Source organism: Williamsia sp. Y721, assembly GCF_059683565.1.
This window is the reverse complement of sequence record NZ_JCASNH010000004.1, coordinates 143,222-157,821: the sequence shown is the minus strand read 5'-3', so window position 1 is coordinate 157,821 and position 14,600 is coordinate 143,222. Positions and strand designations below refer to the sequence as shown.

At 64.3% G+C, this 14,600-nt stretch carries 13 protein-coding genes; 2 read left to right on the top strand and 11 right to left on the bottom strand.

The window, feature by feature from the left end:
* Positions 1-105: 105 nt before the first annotated feature.
* From AC56PL_RS20255 to AC56PL_RS20210, 10 genes are all read right to left on the bottom strand, one after another.
* The gene (locus AC56PL_RS20255; protein WP_497154967.1) at positions 106-1,626 is read right to left on the bottom strand and encodes an oxidoreductase; all 1,521 of its coding nucleotides are present in this window, start codon (positions 1,624-1,626) and stop codon (positions 106-108) included.
* Positions 1,623-2,483, bottom strand: a complete 861-nt coding sequence (locus tag AC56PL_RS20250) for an FAD:protein FMN transferase (RefSeq protein WP_497154966.1) — start codon at positions 2,481-2,483, stop codon at positions 1,623-1,625. The genes AC56PL_RS20255 and AC56PL_RS20250 overlap by 4 nt, the downstream gene beginning before the upstream one ends.
* 11 nt (positions 2,484-2,494) lie before the next feature.
* The gene (locus AC56PL_RS20245) at positions 2,495-3,019 is read right to left on the bottom strand and encodes an FMN-binding protein (protein WP_497154965.1); all 525 of its coding nucleotides are present in this window, start codon (positions 3,017-3,019) and stop codon (positions 2,495-2,497) included.
* Between the two features lie 86 nt (positions 3,020-3,105).
* Positions 3,106-3,585, bottom strand: coding sequence for an FMN-binding protein (locus AC56PL_RS20240; RefSeq protein WP_497154964.1), 480 nt, complete (start codon positions 3,583-3,585; stop codon positions 3,106-3,108).
* Positions 3,586-3,680: 95 nt separating this feature from the next.
* Complete coding sequence (locus AC56PL_RS20235; RefSeq protein WP_497154963.1) at positions 3,681-5,351, bottom strand: substrate-binding domain-containing protein; 1,671 nt, start codon at positions 5,349-5,351, stop codon at positions 3,681-3,683.
* A 105-nt stretch (positions 5,352-5,456) separates the two neighbouring features.
* The gene (locus tag AC56PL_RS20230) at positions 5,457-5,894 is read right to left on the bottom strand and encodes a type II toxin-antitoxin system Rv0910 family toxin (protein ID WP_495518276.1); all 438 of its coding nucleotides are present in this window, start codon (positions 5,892-5,894) and stop codon (positions 5,457-5,459) included.
* A gap of 37 nt (positions 5,895-5,931) precedes the next feature.
* Positions 5,932-7,080 carry a lipase family protein gene (locus AC56PL_RS20225; RefSeq protein ID WP_497154962.1) on the bottom strand — a complete coding sequence of 383 codons (1,149 nt, stop codon included), beginning with the start codon at positions 7,078-7,080 and terminating at the stop codon, positions 5,932-5,934.
* A 147-nt stretch (positions 7,081-7,227) separates the two neighbouring features.
* Complete coding sequence (locus AC56PL_RS20220) at positions 7,228-7,422, bottom strand: Rv0909 family putative TA system antitoxin (RefSeq protein WP_495518278.1); 195 nt, start codon at positions 7,420-7,422, stop codon at positions 7,228-7,230.
* An 8-nt stretch (positions 7,423-7,430) separates the two neighbouring features.
* Positions 7,431-9,938: an HAD-IC family P-type ATPase gene (locus AC56PL_RS20215; protein WP_497154961.1), complete on the bottom strand. Its 2,508-nt coding sequence runs from the start codon at positions 9,936-9,938 to the stop codon at positions 7,431-7,433.
* The gene (locus tag AC56PL_RS20210) at positions 9,935-11,065 is read right to left on the bottom strand and encodes an MBL fold metallo-hydrolase (protein WP_497155302.1); all 1,131 of its coding nucleotides are present in this window, start codon (positions 11,063-11,065) and stop codon (positions 9,935-9,937) included. The genes AC56PL_RS20215 and AC56PL_RS20210 overlap by 4 nt, the downstream gene beginning before the upstream one ends.
* Positions 11,066-11,219: 154 nt before the next feature.
* On the opposite strand from AC56PL_RS20210, the gene AC56PL_RS20205 reads away from it, so the two are divergent.
* On the top strand, positions 11,220-12,428 hold the full coding sequence (locus AC56PL_RS20205; protein WP_497154960.1) for a thiolase family protein: 1,209 nt from the start codon (positions 11,220-11,222) through the stop codon (positions 12,426-12,428).
* 91 nt (positions 12,429-12,519) lie between these two features.
* Here AC56PL_RS20205 and AC56PL_RS20200 read toward each other — a convergent pair whose 3' ends face one another.
* Positions 12,520-13,467 (bottom strand): hypothetical protein, encoded by a 948-nt coding sequence (locus AC56PL_RS20200; protein WP_497154959.1) that lies wholly within the window; start codon positions 13,465-13,467, stop codon positions 12,520-12,522.
* A gap of 180 nt (positions 13,468-13,647) precedes the next feature.
* On the opposite strand from AC56PL_RS20200, the gene AC56PL_RS20195 reads away from it, so the two are divergent.
* Positions 13,648-14,589 carry an ROK family protein gene (locus AC56PL_RS20195; RefSeq protein ID WP_497154958.1) on the top strand — a complete coding sequence of 314 codons (942 nt, stop codon included), beginning with the start codon at positions 13,648-13,650 and terminating at the stop codon, positions 14,587-14,589.
* Positions 14,590-14,600: the final 11 nt, after the last annotated feature.

The window sequence follows — 14,600 nt, the reverse complement described above, 5'->3', positions numbered from 1 at the left end:
TTTCGTGTCGGGTACCGAATCTTCGGAAGGTGCCACGCTGTGCGGCGGTCGAAGATAGGAGCCCCCGGGGCGGCGGTTTGTTCCCGCCTTTGCGAAAAGTGCTCGTCAGTAGCCGATGAATCGGTCGGTGTGCACGCGCCAGGGTTGCCACCGCAGTCCGGGTTCGGCATGCAACAGCATCGGCTTGATGGCGTCGAGCATGGCCGGCGGACCCGACAGGTAGTAATGCGATCCGGGATGTGCCACGGCCGCAATGTCGCTGGCACCCACCAGTCCGCCGGTCACGGTCACCACCGTGGCACCGGCCGCGCGGGCGGCGTCGAGAACATCGGTGTACACCAATCGATCGTCACCGTTCGCCGCATAGATCAGCGAGACCTGCTTGAGGTCCCCGCCGCGGTCCAACAGGTCGGCGAGCATCGACCGGAACGGCGTGATTCCGATACCGCCCGCGATGAACACAACCGGCGCCGAAATTTTGCGTGGAAGAGTGAAGTCCCCGCCCACCTCGTCGATGTACAGCTTCGTGCCCGTTCCACCGCCGTCGATCAGCCGCTTCTTGAATGCCGAGACGTTGCCTGCTGCGGTGAAGCCGAACCGAGTGGTCGGCTCCCCCGGCGCACCGGCGAGCGAGAACACTCGTCGTGTGCCCTGCTTGTCGGGCGTCGGATTCCAGGTGGGAGCAGAGACCTGCGCCCACTGCCCGGACCGGAAACGCACTCCGGGGGATGCGAGCACCTCGTAGGTGTCGACACCGATGGGTTGCACCGACTTGATCGTCAGCACCGGACGTCGCCACCTGCGGGCGACAACGAACGTGAACACGCTGCCCACCAGCAGGGCCATCTCGGGAACGAAGGCGAGCGTGTAGTCGGAGGTGATCTCGAACGTCTGCCCCCAGTACATGAGCACCCCGACTCCCGCCGCGTAGATCCCCTGCGCGAGGCGGGTGGTCGGTGATGTCAGCGGTTCGGTGAGCATGATCGCTGCCACGAACAGCAGTGGTGTCGACTGGAATCCCAGGTCGAGGGCTTCGCCGACCGGGGTTCCGTCGTCGAGCGCGACCGCGACGATCGTGATCACCGAGGCCAGCAGGAAGATGCCGGACATCCACCAGTCGCGAAGCTTCCAGACGACCAGCAGACCGATCACGATCATCGGGATCAGCAAGGCGTCTGCCGCCACCCACCAGATCGGATACGCGAAGTAGCCCACAGAGAAGTAGGCGAACAGGTAGCTGACCACTGCACCGACCACGGCCGGGTTCACGATGTGCCGACGTCTGATCGCCAGCACATACTTCGATGCGCTCGCGATCGCCGCGGCCAGCACCAGACCCCACGCGGTATCCGAGTCGGTCACGCCCGGGAAGATGAAGAACAAGATCAATGCGGTGATCAGCCACGATTCACTACCGGGTGGAACCCGCACGATCGCCGCACAGATATATGTCACGGCGGCACAGACAACCACAAGAATCGCCAGCGAGCCGGCCAACTCTGTTGCGGTGTACTGGAAGTCGGCATCCGATGCGGCCACGACAAATGAGTAGACCGCCAGCACCACCAGTGCCAGCAACACGAACCGGTACATCGAGAGCCGGTCGACAAGCCGTAGGTACCTCACAGAAACAACTCCAGTTCTCGCGCATGCGAATGTTCCACGGTGCCGTTCGCCCGTACCACCACATAGTCAAACCGATAGCGGCTTAACAGTTTCTGAGGAGGACAGAAGAACAGGGCGGTCGACAGCCCGTCTGCGGTCATCGCGTCGTCGGCGATGGCCCACGTGGCCAGTACTTCCCGGGTGGGCGCGGAGGTGGTCGGATCGATGATGTGATGCCAATCCGCCCACGCCCGACGATTGCTTGCCGACCCGCAGATCGCGTTGCCCTCGATCACCACCGTGCCGATGGCCTTCGTCGGATCAACCGGATGTTCCAACGCGATTCGGTGGGGTTGCGATCCGGCTGCGATGTCCCCGCTGCCGTTGACCAGATAGCGCTCGAACCCGTGCGATGCGATCACACCCGCGACCCGGTCGACGGCAAATCCCTTGCCGGTGGCGCCCACATCGATGAGCGCGGGCGCGGTCAGTTCCAGCTCGCCCGACCACTTGGTCAACACGTCGTCCCACAGTGGCACTGCAGCAACATGTTCCGCCGGCGTCAACGAGTAGCCACTGTCATAGCCCGCGTCATCGAGTGTCTGGCCGACAAGCGGGGTGACCTTGGCGCCGGTGAGCTCGTAGAGTTCGCGGTGCAGATCGATCATCGGCTGGTCGGTCGATGCGATCGGGTACCGACCGGCGCGCTCTGCCATTGCCGCAACCATCGAATCCGGGCGAAACCTCGACCACACCCGATCAATTCGGTCGAGCTCGTGCGTGATCTCCGCTCGCAGGTCATCCGGGATCGGGCCGGGCAAAGTCACGTCCCACGCCGTACCGAGTGCCTCGAACTCCCAGACCGTCGGATTCGTCACCGCGTCGAGATTCAGCCCTGAGCCAGGGATTTGATCTGCTCGATGGCGTCGTTGAAACCGCCTGAGGTCAAGGATGATCCAGAAACCTTGCTCACGTCGAGCTCATCGATGTTCTTGCCGACAACCAGTGCGTCGATCCCACTGGCGAACTTGCCCTGGAACTCCGAGGACGTGCCCTTGGTCTGACTGGTATCGAGCGTCAGTGCGGTGATGACCGAGTTGGCCAAGGTGACCGTCACGCCGACCTCTTGCCGACCACCCGGTGACTGGTAACTACCGAAGGCACTGTATTCACCGTCGGTGTATGCCGATGACTCAGTACCGGATTCCGCCGCTGCGGACTCGGCGGGTGCCGATTCGGCAACCGCGGAATCACCGGTTGCGGCGGTGGTTGTTGTGGCCGATGAATTACTGTCGCCATCGTCGCCACAGGCCGCGATGACGGCGCCGGTGGCCGCGATGACCGCAGCGACCTTGCCCGCGTTGACAATCCGATTCTTCACCGTTGACGTTGATGTCGAGGTCATGGCATCCATTGTGCTCCCTGAAAGTTGACCGTGGTCCGTTTGAAACGCGTTTTTCAGGAGACTCTCAGTTCTCGGACACGCGCCGAATAAACCGTTTACGCTGCAGCCTCAGTTTTGATCTGGTCAATCGCATCATTGAAACCGGTGGACGTCAAGGAAGACCCCGACACCTTGCTCACGCTCAATTCATCAATGCTCTTGCCGACGACGAGTCCCTGCTCGGTTACGCCGGTCTTGAACTTGCCCTGAAAATCAGCCGAGGGTCCGGTGGTCGCGCTGGTGTCGAGTGTCAGTGCGGTGATCACCGAGTTCGACAGGGTGACCGTGACACCGATCTCCTGCTTTCCGCCAGGAGACTGGTAGCCACCGATCGCGGAGTACTCACCGTCGGTATACGGCGACTCGCCACCCGATGCGGAACCGGACTCGACCGCGGTGGCAGATGAAGCCGGCGCGGCGGTGTCGTCGCCGTCGCCTCCACATGCCGCAACGGCCATCGTTGCGGCAGCAACGACCGATGCGGCCTTGCCGGCGTTGACAATTCGGGCTCGGGCAGACGTCGTCAGAAAACTCATACCCGGATAGTGCCGCATCTATCCGGTCCGTGGTCCGTTTTGTCGGAAATTGTTAGGTTAGTCTCACCTACATCATTGGCGCTCGACCACCGTTTTCACCGACCGGCGGCCTCGATGCGCGCTGCCACGGCGTCGACGAACACCGTCGAGATATCGGCCGGGGTCTTGGCGACGTAACTGGTGCCACCTGTCGCCTCTGCGATCTTCTTCAGCGATGCGGCATCAGCATCTTCCGTGATGCCGATCGTCAGGATCAGCACCGGTCGAGCCGGATCCTCTAGTCGCTTGAGCTCGGCGAGGAGTTCATCGAGCGTGATCGAGTTCTCGTCCTCATTCTGTCCGTCGGTGAGCAGGATGACGCTGTTCGAGAAGTTGGGATCGTATGTGTCCTGAACTTCCTTGTACGCGGCCAGGGTCGTGTCATAGAGGCCCGTCGCGCCACCCACTCGGTCAGGCAACGTCAGAAGCTCGGACTCCAGACGCTCGCGGTGGGTCTGGCCATCGGCCCCAACGGTGTCGAGGCGTTCGATCGGCACCAGCGGTAACCAGTCCTGTCCCCTCCCACCCATATTGATGGAGAACAGCCAGGAGCCCAACGCGGTGGTGTTGGGGAACAGCTTCAGGCCGTTCTGACTGGCTTCCACCAACATCTCGGCCCGGGTCGAGTTCCCAGCAGGCGCTGACATCGACCCTGACGCATCTTCGACGACCAGAGTGCGGATCGGTACACCGAGCACCGCCCACTGCCGCAGCGCTTTTGACTCACGCTCCGGATCACCCGATGTGAGAACAGTCACATCGCCAACTCCGCCTTCAGGCGCCGGTCCATCGATGCCGGTGCGGAATCCCGCGGCGGTCAGCGTCTGCGCGCCGCTGTCAGAAGTGATCGCCTCGAACAGCTCCTGACCGGCCTTGCCCACCGTGCCCTTGCGGGCCGCAGGCGCCGTGTTGAGCATCGGAAAATCGAGGACGACGGTGCCGTCGGAAGGGACGGAGGCCGACAGCCCACTGCCGGGATCGGCGCGCTGGTATTCGATGAAGTGCTGTTCACTGACCACCGTCGGCGAGTCACTCACCCCGGCGAGTGCGAGCCGGTCTCCATCGGCATCGCCACCGACCCGCGCGTTGCCCTGCTGCAACGCCAGCAGGGTCATCCCGTCGGTGAAGGACTTGGTGTCGATGGCGCCCGACTGCTCGGCAGCCAGCGCGCCGATGATCGGGGCGTCGCCGGTACTCGAGTCGATCGGGTTGCCGAGTCGCAGTCCCGGCAACTTCATCACATCGACCCAGTTCTCCAGCGCCGGAACGTTTTTGCCGGCCACCACCACGGGGCTTGCCGCTACCGATTCGGCGACCACATCGTTGCCGACGCGGACCTGCTCGGTGACCGTACGGGCGCGGGTCGACGAATCCGCAATCCACAGGTCCGGCGCACTCTCTCCCTTGGTGAGCTGCCCTGCAACGTTGGCGCCGCTGACCGCGGACACCGTGAAGTCGAAGCAAGAGTCGCCCGACGCGGTACCCGCGAGCGGCTTGATCGTGGCCGCCATCGAAGGATCCGCGATGACCGACACTGCTTCCCTCGAGTCACAATCCGGACCGGACCCGTTGCCGATCGTCCGCCACAGGACTACCCCGGCCACCAGCAACGCTACGAGAACCAGCGCACCCACTATCCACGCGGTCCCGTGCCCCCGGTCCCCATCTCGGTGTCCGCTGAATCCGAACTCGCCTCCAGCATTGCTGTCCCCACCATGCCGCCCCATCCGTTACCGCCCTTGTTTCGAGGTTCGCCGGATTCTATACATAGCCTTGTCAGGCGCTAACCCCCATTTGGTAACCGAAATCGGCAATGTACCAGGGGTATTCACTCAGGAGTACAGATCGTGAAAATTCTTTAGTGAAGTCTCGATTTCACTTTTGACAACCTTCGCCGTGATCTTCCCGACCGGACCGATCATGGCCAATCCGCCGAGTTCGATCTCAAAGGTCAGTTTTGAGCCTTCCGGTGCCGGATCCACCGCGAGGATCAGCGTCACCTTGACCCCTCCCTTGCCGGAACCCTTCAGGCTGACGCGGTGCGGTGGATCGAAGGCGTTGACCGTCCAGTCGAACCGGACGCGAGTGCCCCTGGACGCGATGACTGAGGACACCTTGAGGCCCTTGCCGATCTCTTCCGGCCCGGGAAGCGGGCTGCGCCAACCTTCGTGGATCGTCAGCCACTCGTCGTAACTCGAGAGATCCAGCACCCGATCCCACGTCTTCTCCGGCGTCACACCGACCTCTATCGCGTCCTTCACCTTTGCCATGGCGCTGACGTTATCGGTCCGGCCACATCTTGACCCGTCACACGGGGCACGTGTCGGGCGCCGGCTCCCCGGCAAATCGGCCGGCGATCCAGTCGACGGCGTCACCGGTCACACCCAGATTGGTGTGTCCACCCTCAGGCTTGCGAACGACCTCGATCACGTCGCCCTGCGCGCAGGCGCGCTGCACCGCGGCAGTTGTCCAGGCGGACAGGATGATCGTGTCCTTGTCCCCGTAGGCCACGAACAACGGCCCACCCGCGGGCTCGGCGGGCAGCGCATCGGTGATCAGGATCCCCCGGAGCCGCTCGAGTGCCTCCTGGTCGGCGACCGTCGCGTCACCGGGCGCAACGTCCATCGCAGCGGAGAACTTGTCCGCGGTCGAGGTGGGCCCGCATGAGGTGAAGGCGTCCGCCCCGGCAGCCAGCCCCCCGCGCATGTAGTCGTCGGGGTCGAGATCGGGATGCACTTCGCGCAGTCCCGCCACCAGATTGGGGATGAAGATCTTCTGGGCGTCGGTGTAGGTCAGATCGAGTCCCGCATCGGTGATCGGCGACAGATCGGCGGCAGGCGCCAGGGCCGCAGCCCCGACGAATTCGAGTCCCTGACCGTAGTCGTCGGCGTGCTCCGCTGCGGCCCAGGCGGCTTGGCCACCCTGCGAAGCACCCATCGCGGCCCAGTCGGCAGACGCTTCGGGTACCACATTGCGGGCCGCGCGCACCGCGTCGATCATGTTGTACGCAACGGTTTTCGGTTCCAGATAGGGATGCGTTCGCGGGCTCTCGACGCTGGTACCCAGTCCCTGGTAGTCGCTCGCGGCGACCACGTATCCGCGGGCCAGCAGTCGCGCGACGTTGCCGTCTTCGCCGAGCAGGTCCGGGTAGTCCGACGGACCGCACGTCACATCGGTTCCGGTGGTGCCGTGGCCGAGCGCGACCACCGGCCATCCACCCGGTGGCGGATCACCGGCCGGGACGGCGATCACCCCGGACACATCCGTGCCGAAGCCACCGGCGTAACCGGCCGTCGAGCGATAGACCACTCGTATCAACCGGCCGGCATCGCCCAGAGTGCTGCTGCCTTGAAACGGCCGCTGTGTCAGGACCGCACCGCGATCGGCGAGTGCGGGAGGTGGCGGCGGCGGCGGCGTCGACGATTCAGACAAAGACGGCGGAGACGATGGGCTCACACCATCGTCTCCGCCGCCGCCTGAGCATGCCGTCAGAGTCAAGACCCCGGACATCAGCACACTTCCGGCCAGCAGGACTGCCGGCCTCCAGGCGTCCTTCAAGTTCTTCTCTACCTACAGCGCAGTCCGCTCAGTGCCAGGTCTCGATTACTGAGGTTTCGGCTGGTCCGGGTTCGAACCACCGTCCTGCGCAAACTTCTTGGCAGCGTCCGCACCCTTCCTGACCTGGGCGGAGTACTTACCCTTGGTTGCCTTGTTGACGGCGTCAGCACCCTGGTCGATGACCTTGGTGTTCTTGCTGAGCGTCTGCTTGCCCTTGTTGATCAGACCCTTGATGTCCATGTGTGGCCTTACCTTTCTGCGGCGCCGGTAACGTTCTCGGCGGTCTGTGGGTCTTTGGATTTCAGCTTACGGGACCACATTGCGAAGACGGGGTTCAGTCGCCACAGGATCTCGACCGCGACGATGCCGACCGCGGCGGTCGCCAACCCGATTCCGGTCTTGCCCCAATCAGTCGGATCCAGCTTGAACATCTCCTGCGTGAACGGCAGCGAGAAGATCAGCACGTACATGAGCACCGAGACGGTCAGCAGCACGATCTTCCACCAGTTGTAGGGCCGCGCGATCACCGCGAGTACCCACATCGAGACGGCGATCATGGTGATCAGCGCGGTGGTGGCGGCCTGCATCTGCTCCGGCGGCAGATCCACCGAATTCTTGGAACCGAGTTCGACACCGGAACCGCCCGGGTAGACCAGCGCGTAGGCCACGAATGTGCAGACCGCGACCACGATTCCCGACGGGACCGCCAGACGGAGTACGCGGCCGACGAAGCCGGTTCGGGCCCGTTCGTTGTTGGGGGCCAGCGACAGTACAAAGGCCGGAACACCGATGGTGAACCACGCGGCGATCGTGACGTGGATCGGCTGGAACGGGTAGGACATCGGCGCGAACCCGAAGATCTTGCCCAGGATCCCGGCAACTCCGATGGTCATGGCCAGCAACACCGCATACACGGTTTTTGTCAGGAACAGCGTGGAGACGCGTTCGATGTTGCCGATGACGCGACGGCCTTCGGCGACCACATACGGCAGCGTGGCAAAGCGGTTGTCGAGCAGGACGATCTGAGCCACCGAACGGCTTGCCGAGCTACCCGAACCCATGGCCACACCGATATCGGCATCCTTGAGTGCCAACACGTCGTTGACACCGTCTCCGGTCATCGCCACCGTGTTGCCGCGTGACTGCAGTGCACCGACCATCGCCCGCTTCTGATCCGGACGGACCCGACCGAAAGTGGTGTGCGAATCGACGACGTCGGCGAGTTCATCGGTGCCGGTCGGCAGCTCACGGGCGTCCACCGCGTCGTCCAGCGTCCCCAGACCCAGCGACCCGGCCACCGCACCCACGGAGACGGCGTTGTCCCCCGAGATCACCTTGACCGAGACATTCTGCGACGCAAAGTAGTCCAGCGTCTCGCGCGCATCTGCGCGCACCCGCTGTTCGAGCGCGATCAGTGCGCGCGGCGTGACGACACCGGGCGCGGACAAATCGTCCGTCGACTCGGTGTCGACCGACACATCGGTCGAGGCCAGCAACAGCACGCGCAGGCCACCGGACCCCAGTTCGCTTGCCTGGGCCGCGGTCTGGCCCTCCGACGGCAGCAACATGTCCGGTGCACCGAGCAGCCAGTTGCCTCGGGGCTCACCGGAAGCGCTGTCGGCGAAAGAGATACCACTCCACTTCTTCGCCGACGTGAACGGGGCGACGGCGCTCGACGTCCAGGCCGGGGCGTCCGGGAACGCCTCGGCCATGGCCTGGACACTCGCGTTCGGACGCGGATCGTGGGCTGCCAGCGCGGCCAGCGCCAGCTCCAACTCGGCCCGGTCCCCCTGCACCGGAACCAGTTCCGAGAGCCTCATCCCGTTCTCGGTGAGCGTTCCGGTCTTGTCCGCACAGACCACATTGACCCGGGCCAGGCCCTCGATGGCGGGCAGTTCGTTGACCAGGCACTGCCGCTTGCCGAGCCGGACCACACCGACCGCAAACGCGATCGAGGTCATCAGCACCAGACCTTCGGGCACCATCGGGACCAGCGCCGCAACCATTCCGAGCAGGCTCGCCTTGATGCCGTTGTCGCTGATGAACAGCTGGTTGACGATGGTCAGCACACCCGCCGGGATGAGCAGGTAAGTGATGATCTTCAGGATCTTGTCGATCCCGTTGCGCAGTTCGGAGTTGACCAGCGTGAACTTGCTGGCCTCTTCGGCAAGCTGCGCGGCATAGGCATCGCGGCCGACCTTCGTCGCGCGGTATGCGCCGAACCCGGCGACCACAAAGCTGCCCGACATGATCGGATCCCCGACAGCTTTGTCGACCGCGTCGGCTTCACCGGTCAGCAACGACTCGTCGATGTCGAGGGAGGCCGACTCGACGGTTTCACCGTCCACCACGATCTGATCGCCGGGGCCGAGCTCGATGATGTCGTCGAGCACGACCTCGCCCGGATCGATTTCGGTGGCGACACCATCGCGGCGGACCATCGGCCTGGTCTGGCCGACGATCGCCAGTGCGTCGAGGGTCTTCTTCGCGCGGATCTCCTGGATGATGCCGATGCCACTGTTGGCGATGATCAGCAAACCGAAGGCGCCGTTGATGATCGAGCCGGTGCTCATCACGATGATGAACAGCACACCGAGGATCGCATTGATTCGGGTGAAGATATTCGAGCGGACGATATCTGCCACACTTCGGCCCGACCGGTCGGGCTGAACATTGACCTGTCCCGCCGCCACCCGGTCGGCGACCTGCGCCGCACTCAGGCCTGACGCCAGATGCGTCTCGTTGATTGCGGTCATGCCGCGATCTCCCACCAATCCTGGGTCGCGAAACCGTGTCCACTGCGTGAGTGGACATCGAAACGGGCGCCGGGCATCGGGGTGATCACCGGAATGTGCAATTCCTCGGCCGCCGGGAGCAGTCGCTGCACCGGGTCGGCCCACTCGTGCAGCGCGAGATTGAATGTCGCCCAATGGATGGGAAGCAACAGAGACTCGGACAGGTTGGCGCGATTGAGCATTCGATGCACGTCCACCGCTTCCTCTGGGTTGAGATGGATGTCGGGCCAGAGCCGGTCGTAGGCGCCGATGGCGACCAGCGACAGCCCGAACGGACCGTGGTCGGCGCCGACCTGCTCGAACGATTCGGTGATGCCGGTGTCGCCGGAGAAGAAGAAGTTGTTGCGCGGCCCGGTCACGGCCCAACTGGCCCACTGAGTGGTGTTGCGTTGCAGTCCTCGCCCGGAAAAGTGTCGGGCGGAACAGCAGTTGAAGCGCAGATCTCCGATGGTGACCGACTCACCCCAGTCGGCCTCGCGGATTCGGAAGGGGTCGATGCCCCAGTACTGCAGATGTGCCCCGACCCCGATCGGCACCACGAACACGGCTTCCGGATGGGTTCGGGCGAGCTTGCGGACCGTGGCGGTGTCGAGATGGTCGTAGTGGTCGTGGCTGATCAGGACGACGTCGATGGCGGGCAATTCATCGAGTGTGTGCGGCACGGGGTGCAACCGTGCAGGTCCGACCACACTGGACGGTGAGCAGCGCTTGCTCCACACCGGATCGGTGAGGATGCGGTGTCCGTCGAGTTCGACCAGGACCGACGCATGACCGAACCAGGTGGCGGCGAGGTCGGCGACCTCCACAGGCAACGGCGAGGCGTCGAACTCCAGGCGGGCGCGCGGTTTGCCGATGTCACCGCGGCGGAGCATCGCGAGTGCGGCCGCTTTGTCGCCGTCGACGGGCCGCGGCGGCTCGAGATTGCCGAAAGTGCCACCGGTTTGATGCGGTGAGCCACTGATATGCGGGAGCACAAGATCTTTCGGCGCCCCCATGGCCCGATACACCTCGGTCCCGACTGTGACTCCGGCGGCCGCGAAGGCCGCACCAGCGGTTGCGGCACCGGCCAAGAGCCTGGGACCGGTCATGGGATTCGGTAGGCGCACCACCTGGGACACACTACCGGCCACGTGTCCCATTTCTCGGATCCGTCGGCCCGGCGGTCGATCAAGGGTCGACAGGACGGAATATCTCGGGGTATACCTGACTTATAGAAACCATAGCCAGCTGAAGGAGTAGGTCATGACCCAAATCGTTGATGCGGTAATCGTCGGTGCGGTACGAACTCCGATCGGAAAGGGCAAGCCGGGCCGCGTTGTCGACGGTGTGACGGTCGGTGCAGGTGGACTTCACGACGTTCATCCGGTCGACATGCTCGCCCACAGCCTGCGCGCGCTCGTCGAGCAGACCGGCATCGACCCGGCGCTGATCGACGACGTCATCGCCGGTGCCGTCACACAGGCCGACGAGCAGGGCCAGAACATCAGCCGCAAGGCCGCACTGGCTGCCGGCTTCCCCGAATCGGTTCCGGGTACCACCATCAACCGACAGTGCGGTTCGAGTCAGCAGGCGATCTCGTTTGCCGCCCAGGCCGTGATGTCGGGTGTGCAGGACGTGGTGGTCGCAGCCGGTGTGGAGTCGATGAGCCGAGTGCCGATGGCGTCCGATGTCCGGCCCGGCGTCGACGCGTCCGGCATCGGATTCTCGCAGCGGTACTCGGACGGACTGATCTCTCAGGGCCTGGCCGCCGAATTGATCGCGGCAGATTGGGGCTTTTCCCGGACCGAACTCGACGAGTTCGCGTTGTCGAGCCACGACAAGGCCGTCGCGGCGACAAAGGCAGGCAGGTTCGACCGGGAGATCGTGCCCCTGGCCGGCCTGCGCACCGATGAGATGATCCGCCCGGGCGGCACCATCGAGCAATTGGCCACACTCAAGCCCGCGTTCTACCACCCGGCGATGCTCGAGCGGTTCCCGCAGATCGAATGGCAGATCACGGCAGCCAATTCGAGTCCGCTCTCCGACGGCAGCGCCGCGGTGTTGATCATGAGCAGCGCCAAGGCCGCAGAACTCGGACTCACGCCGCTCGCCCGTCTGCACAGCTTCTCGGTGGTCGGCTCCGATCCGCTCTACATGCTCACCGGCGTCATCCCGGCAACCGAGAAGGTGCTCGCCGCGGCCGGCCTGACCATCTCCGACATCGACCTGTTCGAGGTCAACGAGGCCTTCTCCCCCGTCGTCCTGGCGTGGGCCAAGGACACCGGCGCAGACCTGGCCAAGACCAATGTCAACGGCGGCGCGATCGCACTCGGTCACCCACTCGGCGCCAGCGGTGCCCGGATCATGACAACCATGGCCAATGCACTGCAGCAGTCCGGTGGCCGCTACGCCCTGCAAACGATGTGTGAGGCAGGCGGGATGGCCAACGCCACCATCATCGAACGCCTCTAACCCCCTACCGCAAACGCTCCACCTCTACGAGGGTGCTCCACATATTTGTGGAGCACCCTCGTACAACCGGAGCGTTTGCGGGAGTGGATCACTACAAACCCGCTCGCCGCAACCCATTTCGCAAAATCTCGCGCAATCGTTCGGGGTGCATCAGGTCGTCCCAACCCCACCGTGCGACCACAAACCCGAGTTCGTTGAGGCGTTCCTCGCGGCGCTTCTCGCGATATACCGCATCCGCAGGCGTCTCACCCGGGCGAAGATATCGGATGTACTTACCCTGACCGTCGAACTCGCCGAGAAGATGGTCTTTGATCCGAAAATCAGTGCGCGCCACATGTTCACCGGCGGGAGCGTAGATCTCCGGCTGCAACTGCGGTACCGGGATATCGGGCATGCCATACATCCGGGCGCGCGACAGCGACTCGCCGACGCTTTCCGAAGCACTGTCGGCGAGCGATACCGCCCGTCTGGCGTTGCCCACACCCTTGCGTCGACCGGCCCGCGCGAGCACCATCTCCAGTCCGGCGCGGGACACACCCATCCGAAGAGCCGCATCGCAGGCACAGAGCGCCTGCTCGAAACTGCCCAGACGGCTGATGTCGACGGCCGTCCTGGCGAGGCTGGTCACCAGGAGTCCCGGGAGTTCGATGACCTCGTCGGGCAGCCACGACGCGGCATGCAATCGGCAGGCCCGGTCACGATTTCGCCCGCCACCGACACGGTTCACGGTGAAATGCACTCGATCCAGGTCGGCGTCGAACGTCGGCATCCCGAGTAGTGCTGCCGCGGACCAGTGACTCACCGCCTTGGTGCCCTCCCCCGCGTCGACCGCCCCGAGAACCTTGAATCGATATCGGCTTTCACGCTCCTCGCGGCTCAGAACGCCGTTGCCTGGACCACTCGGCACATACATGCCCCGGTAGACCCGCTCCAGGCTCCCGGCCCGGACTGCAGCCTGGAGCGTGTGGTCGTTGTGCCCGGCCGACGTTGCCGTGCGGCGCAAGACCAGACCCGCTGCGCTCAACTCGTATTCCCCCATGAATCCGATTCTGGCGCGTCCGATAGTGCCGGCGTTCCCTTCGATGTCCGCACTGTGGACAACTTCGTCTCCTGTGCACAACCCCAAACGCTCCGGTAATACGAAGATGCTCCACATATTTCTGGAGCGTCTTCGCACAGGTGGAGCGTCTGGGGAGGGGTGGGCCACTAGGCTGAATCGGTGGCAGATGATCTGGTCCTCGCGATCGACCTCGGTGGCACGAAAGTGGAAGCCGCACTGGTCGACCCGGACGGCAACGTGCTGGCGGCCGGTCGAAGTCGGGCCCGCACCGGTCCACAATCCGCACCCGACCATCTCGGCAGCAACGTCATCCGGGTTGTCGATCATGCACTCGCGCACGTGCCCGAGGACGCACAGGTAATCGGCGTCGGGATCGCAGCGGCCGGACCCGTGGACGAGCGGGCCGGAACCCTGTCCCCGATCAACATTCCGCAGTGGCGCGACTACCCGCTACGCGATCTGGTTGCCGGCCGGATACGAGAAACGCTGGGCCACATACCCGTCCACTTCCATCGAGATGGCGTGGCGATCGTGCTGGCCGCGCAATGGATCGGCAACGCAGCCGGTGAGAAAAACCTGTTGGGCATGGTGATCTCCACCGGTATCGGAGGCGGCTTCATCGTCGATGGCCGGGTACTGGCCGGGAACAGCGGCCACATCGGGCAGATCCAGTTGTCCGGCTTCACCGGCGAGCTCAGTATCGGCAGCCGCACCACACTCGAGTCCGTGGCCTCCGGGCCGCATACTGTCGCCTGGGCCAACGCAGAGGGTTGGACGGGGTCCACCGGCGAAGACCTGGCCGCGTCTTATCGAAACGATGACGAGATCGCCCATCGCGCGATTCGCCGCGTGGCGCAGGCTGTGGGACAGGCGATCTGCAGCGCTGCAGCACTGATCCAACTGGACGTGGTGGCGATCAGCGGCGGCTTCGCGAGGGTGACACCCGACCTGATCCCGCTCATCGAACAGGTCGTCGCGCAACATCCACTCGACTACATCTCACGCGTTCGGGTTGCCGATGCCGGACTGTCCGACACCGCCCCACTCGTCGGTGCCGCCGGCCTGGTGTACCGCCGCGCTCACGTCGGCCTCCCGACCTGACACAAGCGCTC

Coding starts and splice junctions, on each gene's coding strand:
- AC56PL_RS20245 (WP_497154965.1), bottom strand. CDS start 3,019: ATGGATGCCATGACCTCGACATCAACGTCAACGGTGAAGAATCGGATT.
- AC56PL_RS20240 (WP_497154964.1), bottom strand. CDS start 3,585: ATGAGTTTTCTGACGACGTCTGCCCGAGCCCGAATTGTCAACGCCGGC.
- AC56PL_RS20235 (WP_497154963.1), bottom strand. CDS start 5,351: ATGGGGCGGCATGGTGGGGACAGCAATGCTGGAGGCGAGTTCGGATTC.
- AC56PL_RS20230 (WP_495518276.1), bottom strand. CDS start 5,894: ATGGCAAAGGTGAAGGACGCGATAGAGGTCGGTGTGACGCCGGAGAAG.
- AC56PL_RS20220 (WP_495518278.1), bottom strand. CDS start 7,422: ATGGACATCAAGGGTCTGATCAACAAGGGCAAGCAGACGCTCAGCAAG.
- AC56PL_RS20215 (WP_497154961.1), bottom strand. CDS start 9,938: ATGACCGCAATCAACGAGACGCATCTGGCGTCAGGCCTGAGTGCGGCG.
- AC56PL_RS20210 (WP_497155302.1), bottom strand. CDS start 11,065: ATGACCGGTCCCAGGCTCTTGGCCGGTGCCGCAACCGCTGGTGCGGCC.
- AC56PL_RS20205 (WP_497154960.1), top strand. CDS start 11,220: ATGACCCAAATCGTTGATGCGGTAATCGTCGGTGCGGTACGAACTCCG.
- AC56PL_RS20200 (WP_497154959.1), bottom strand. CDS start 13,467: ATGGGGGAATACGAGTTGAGCGCAGCGGGTCTGGTCTTGCGCCGCACG.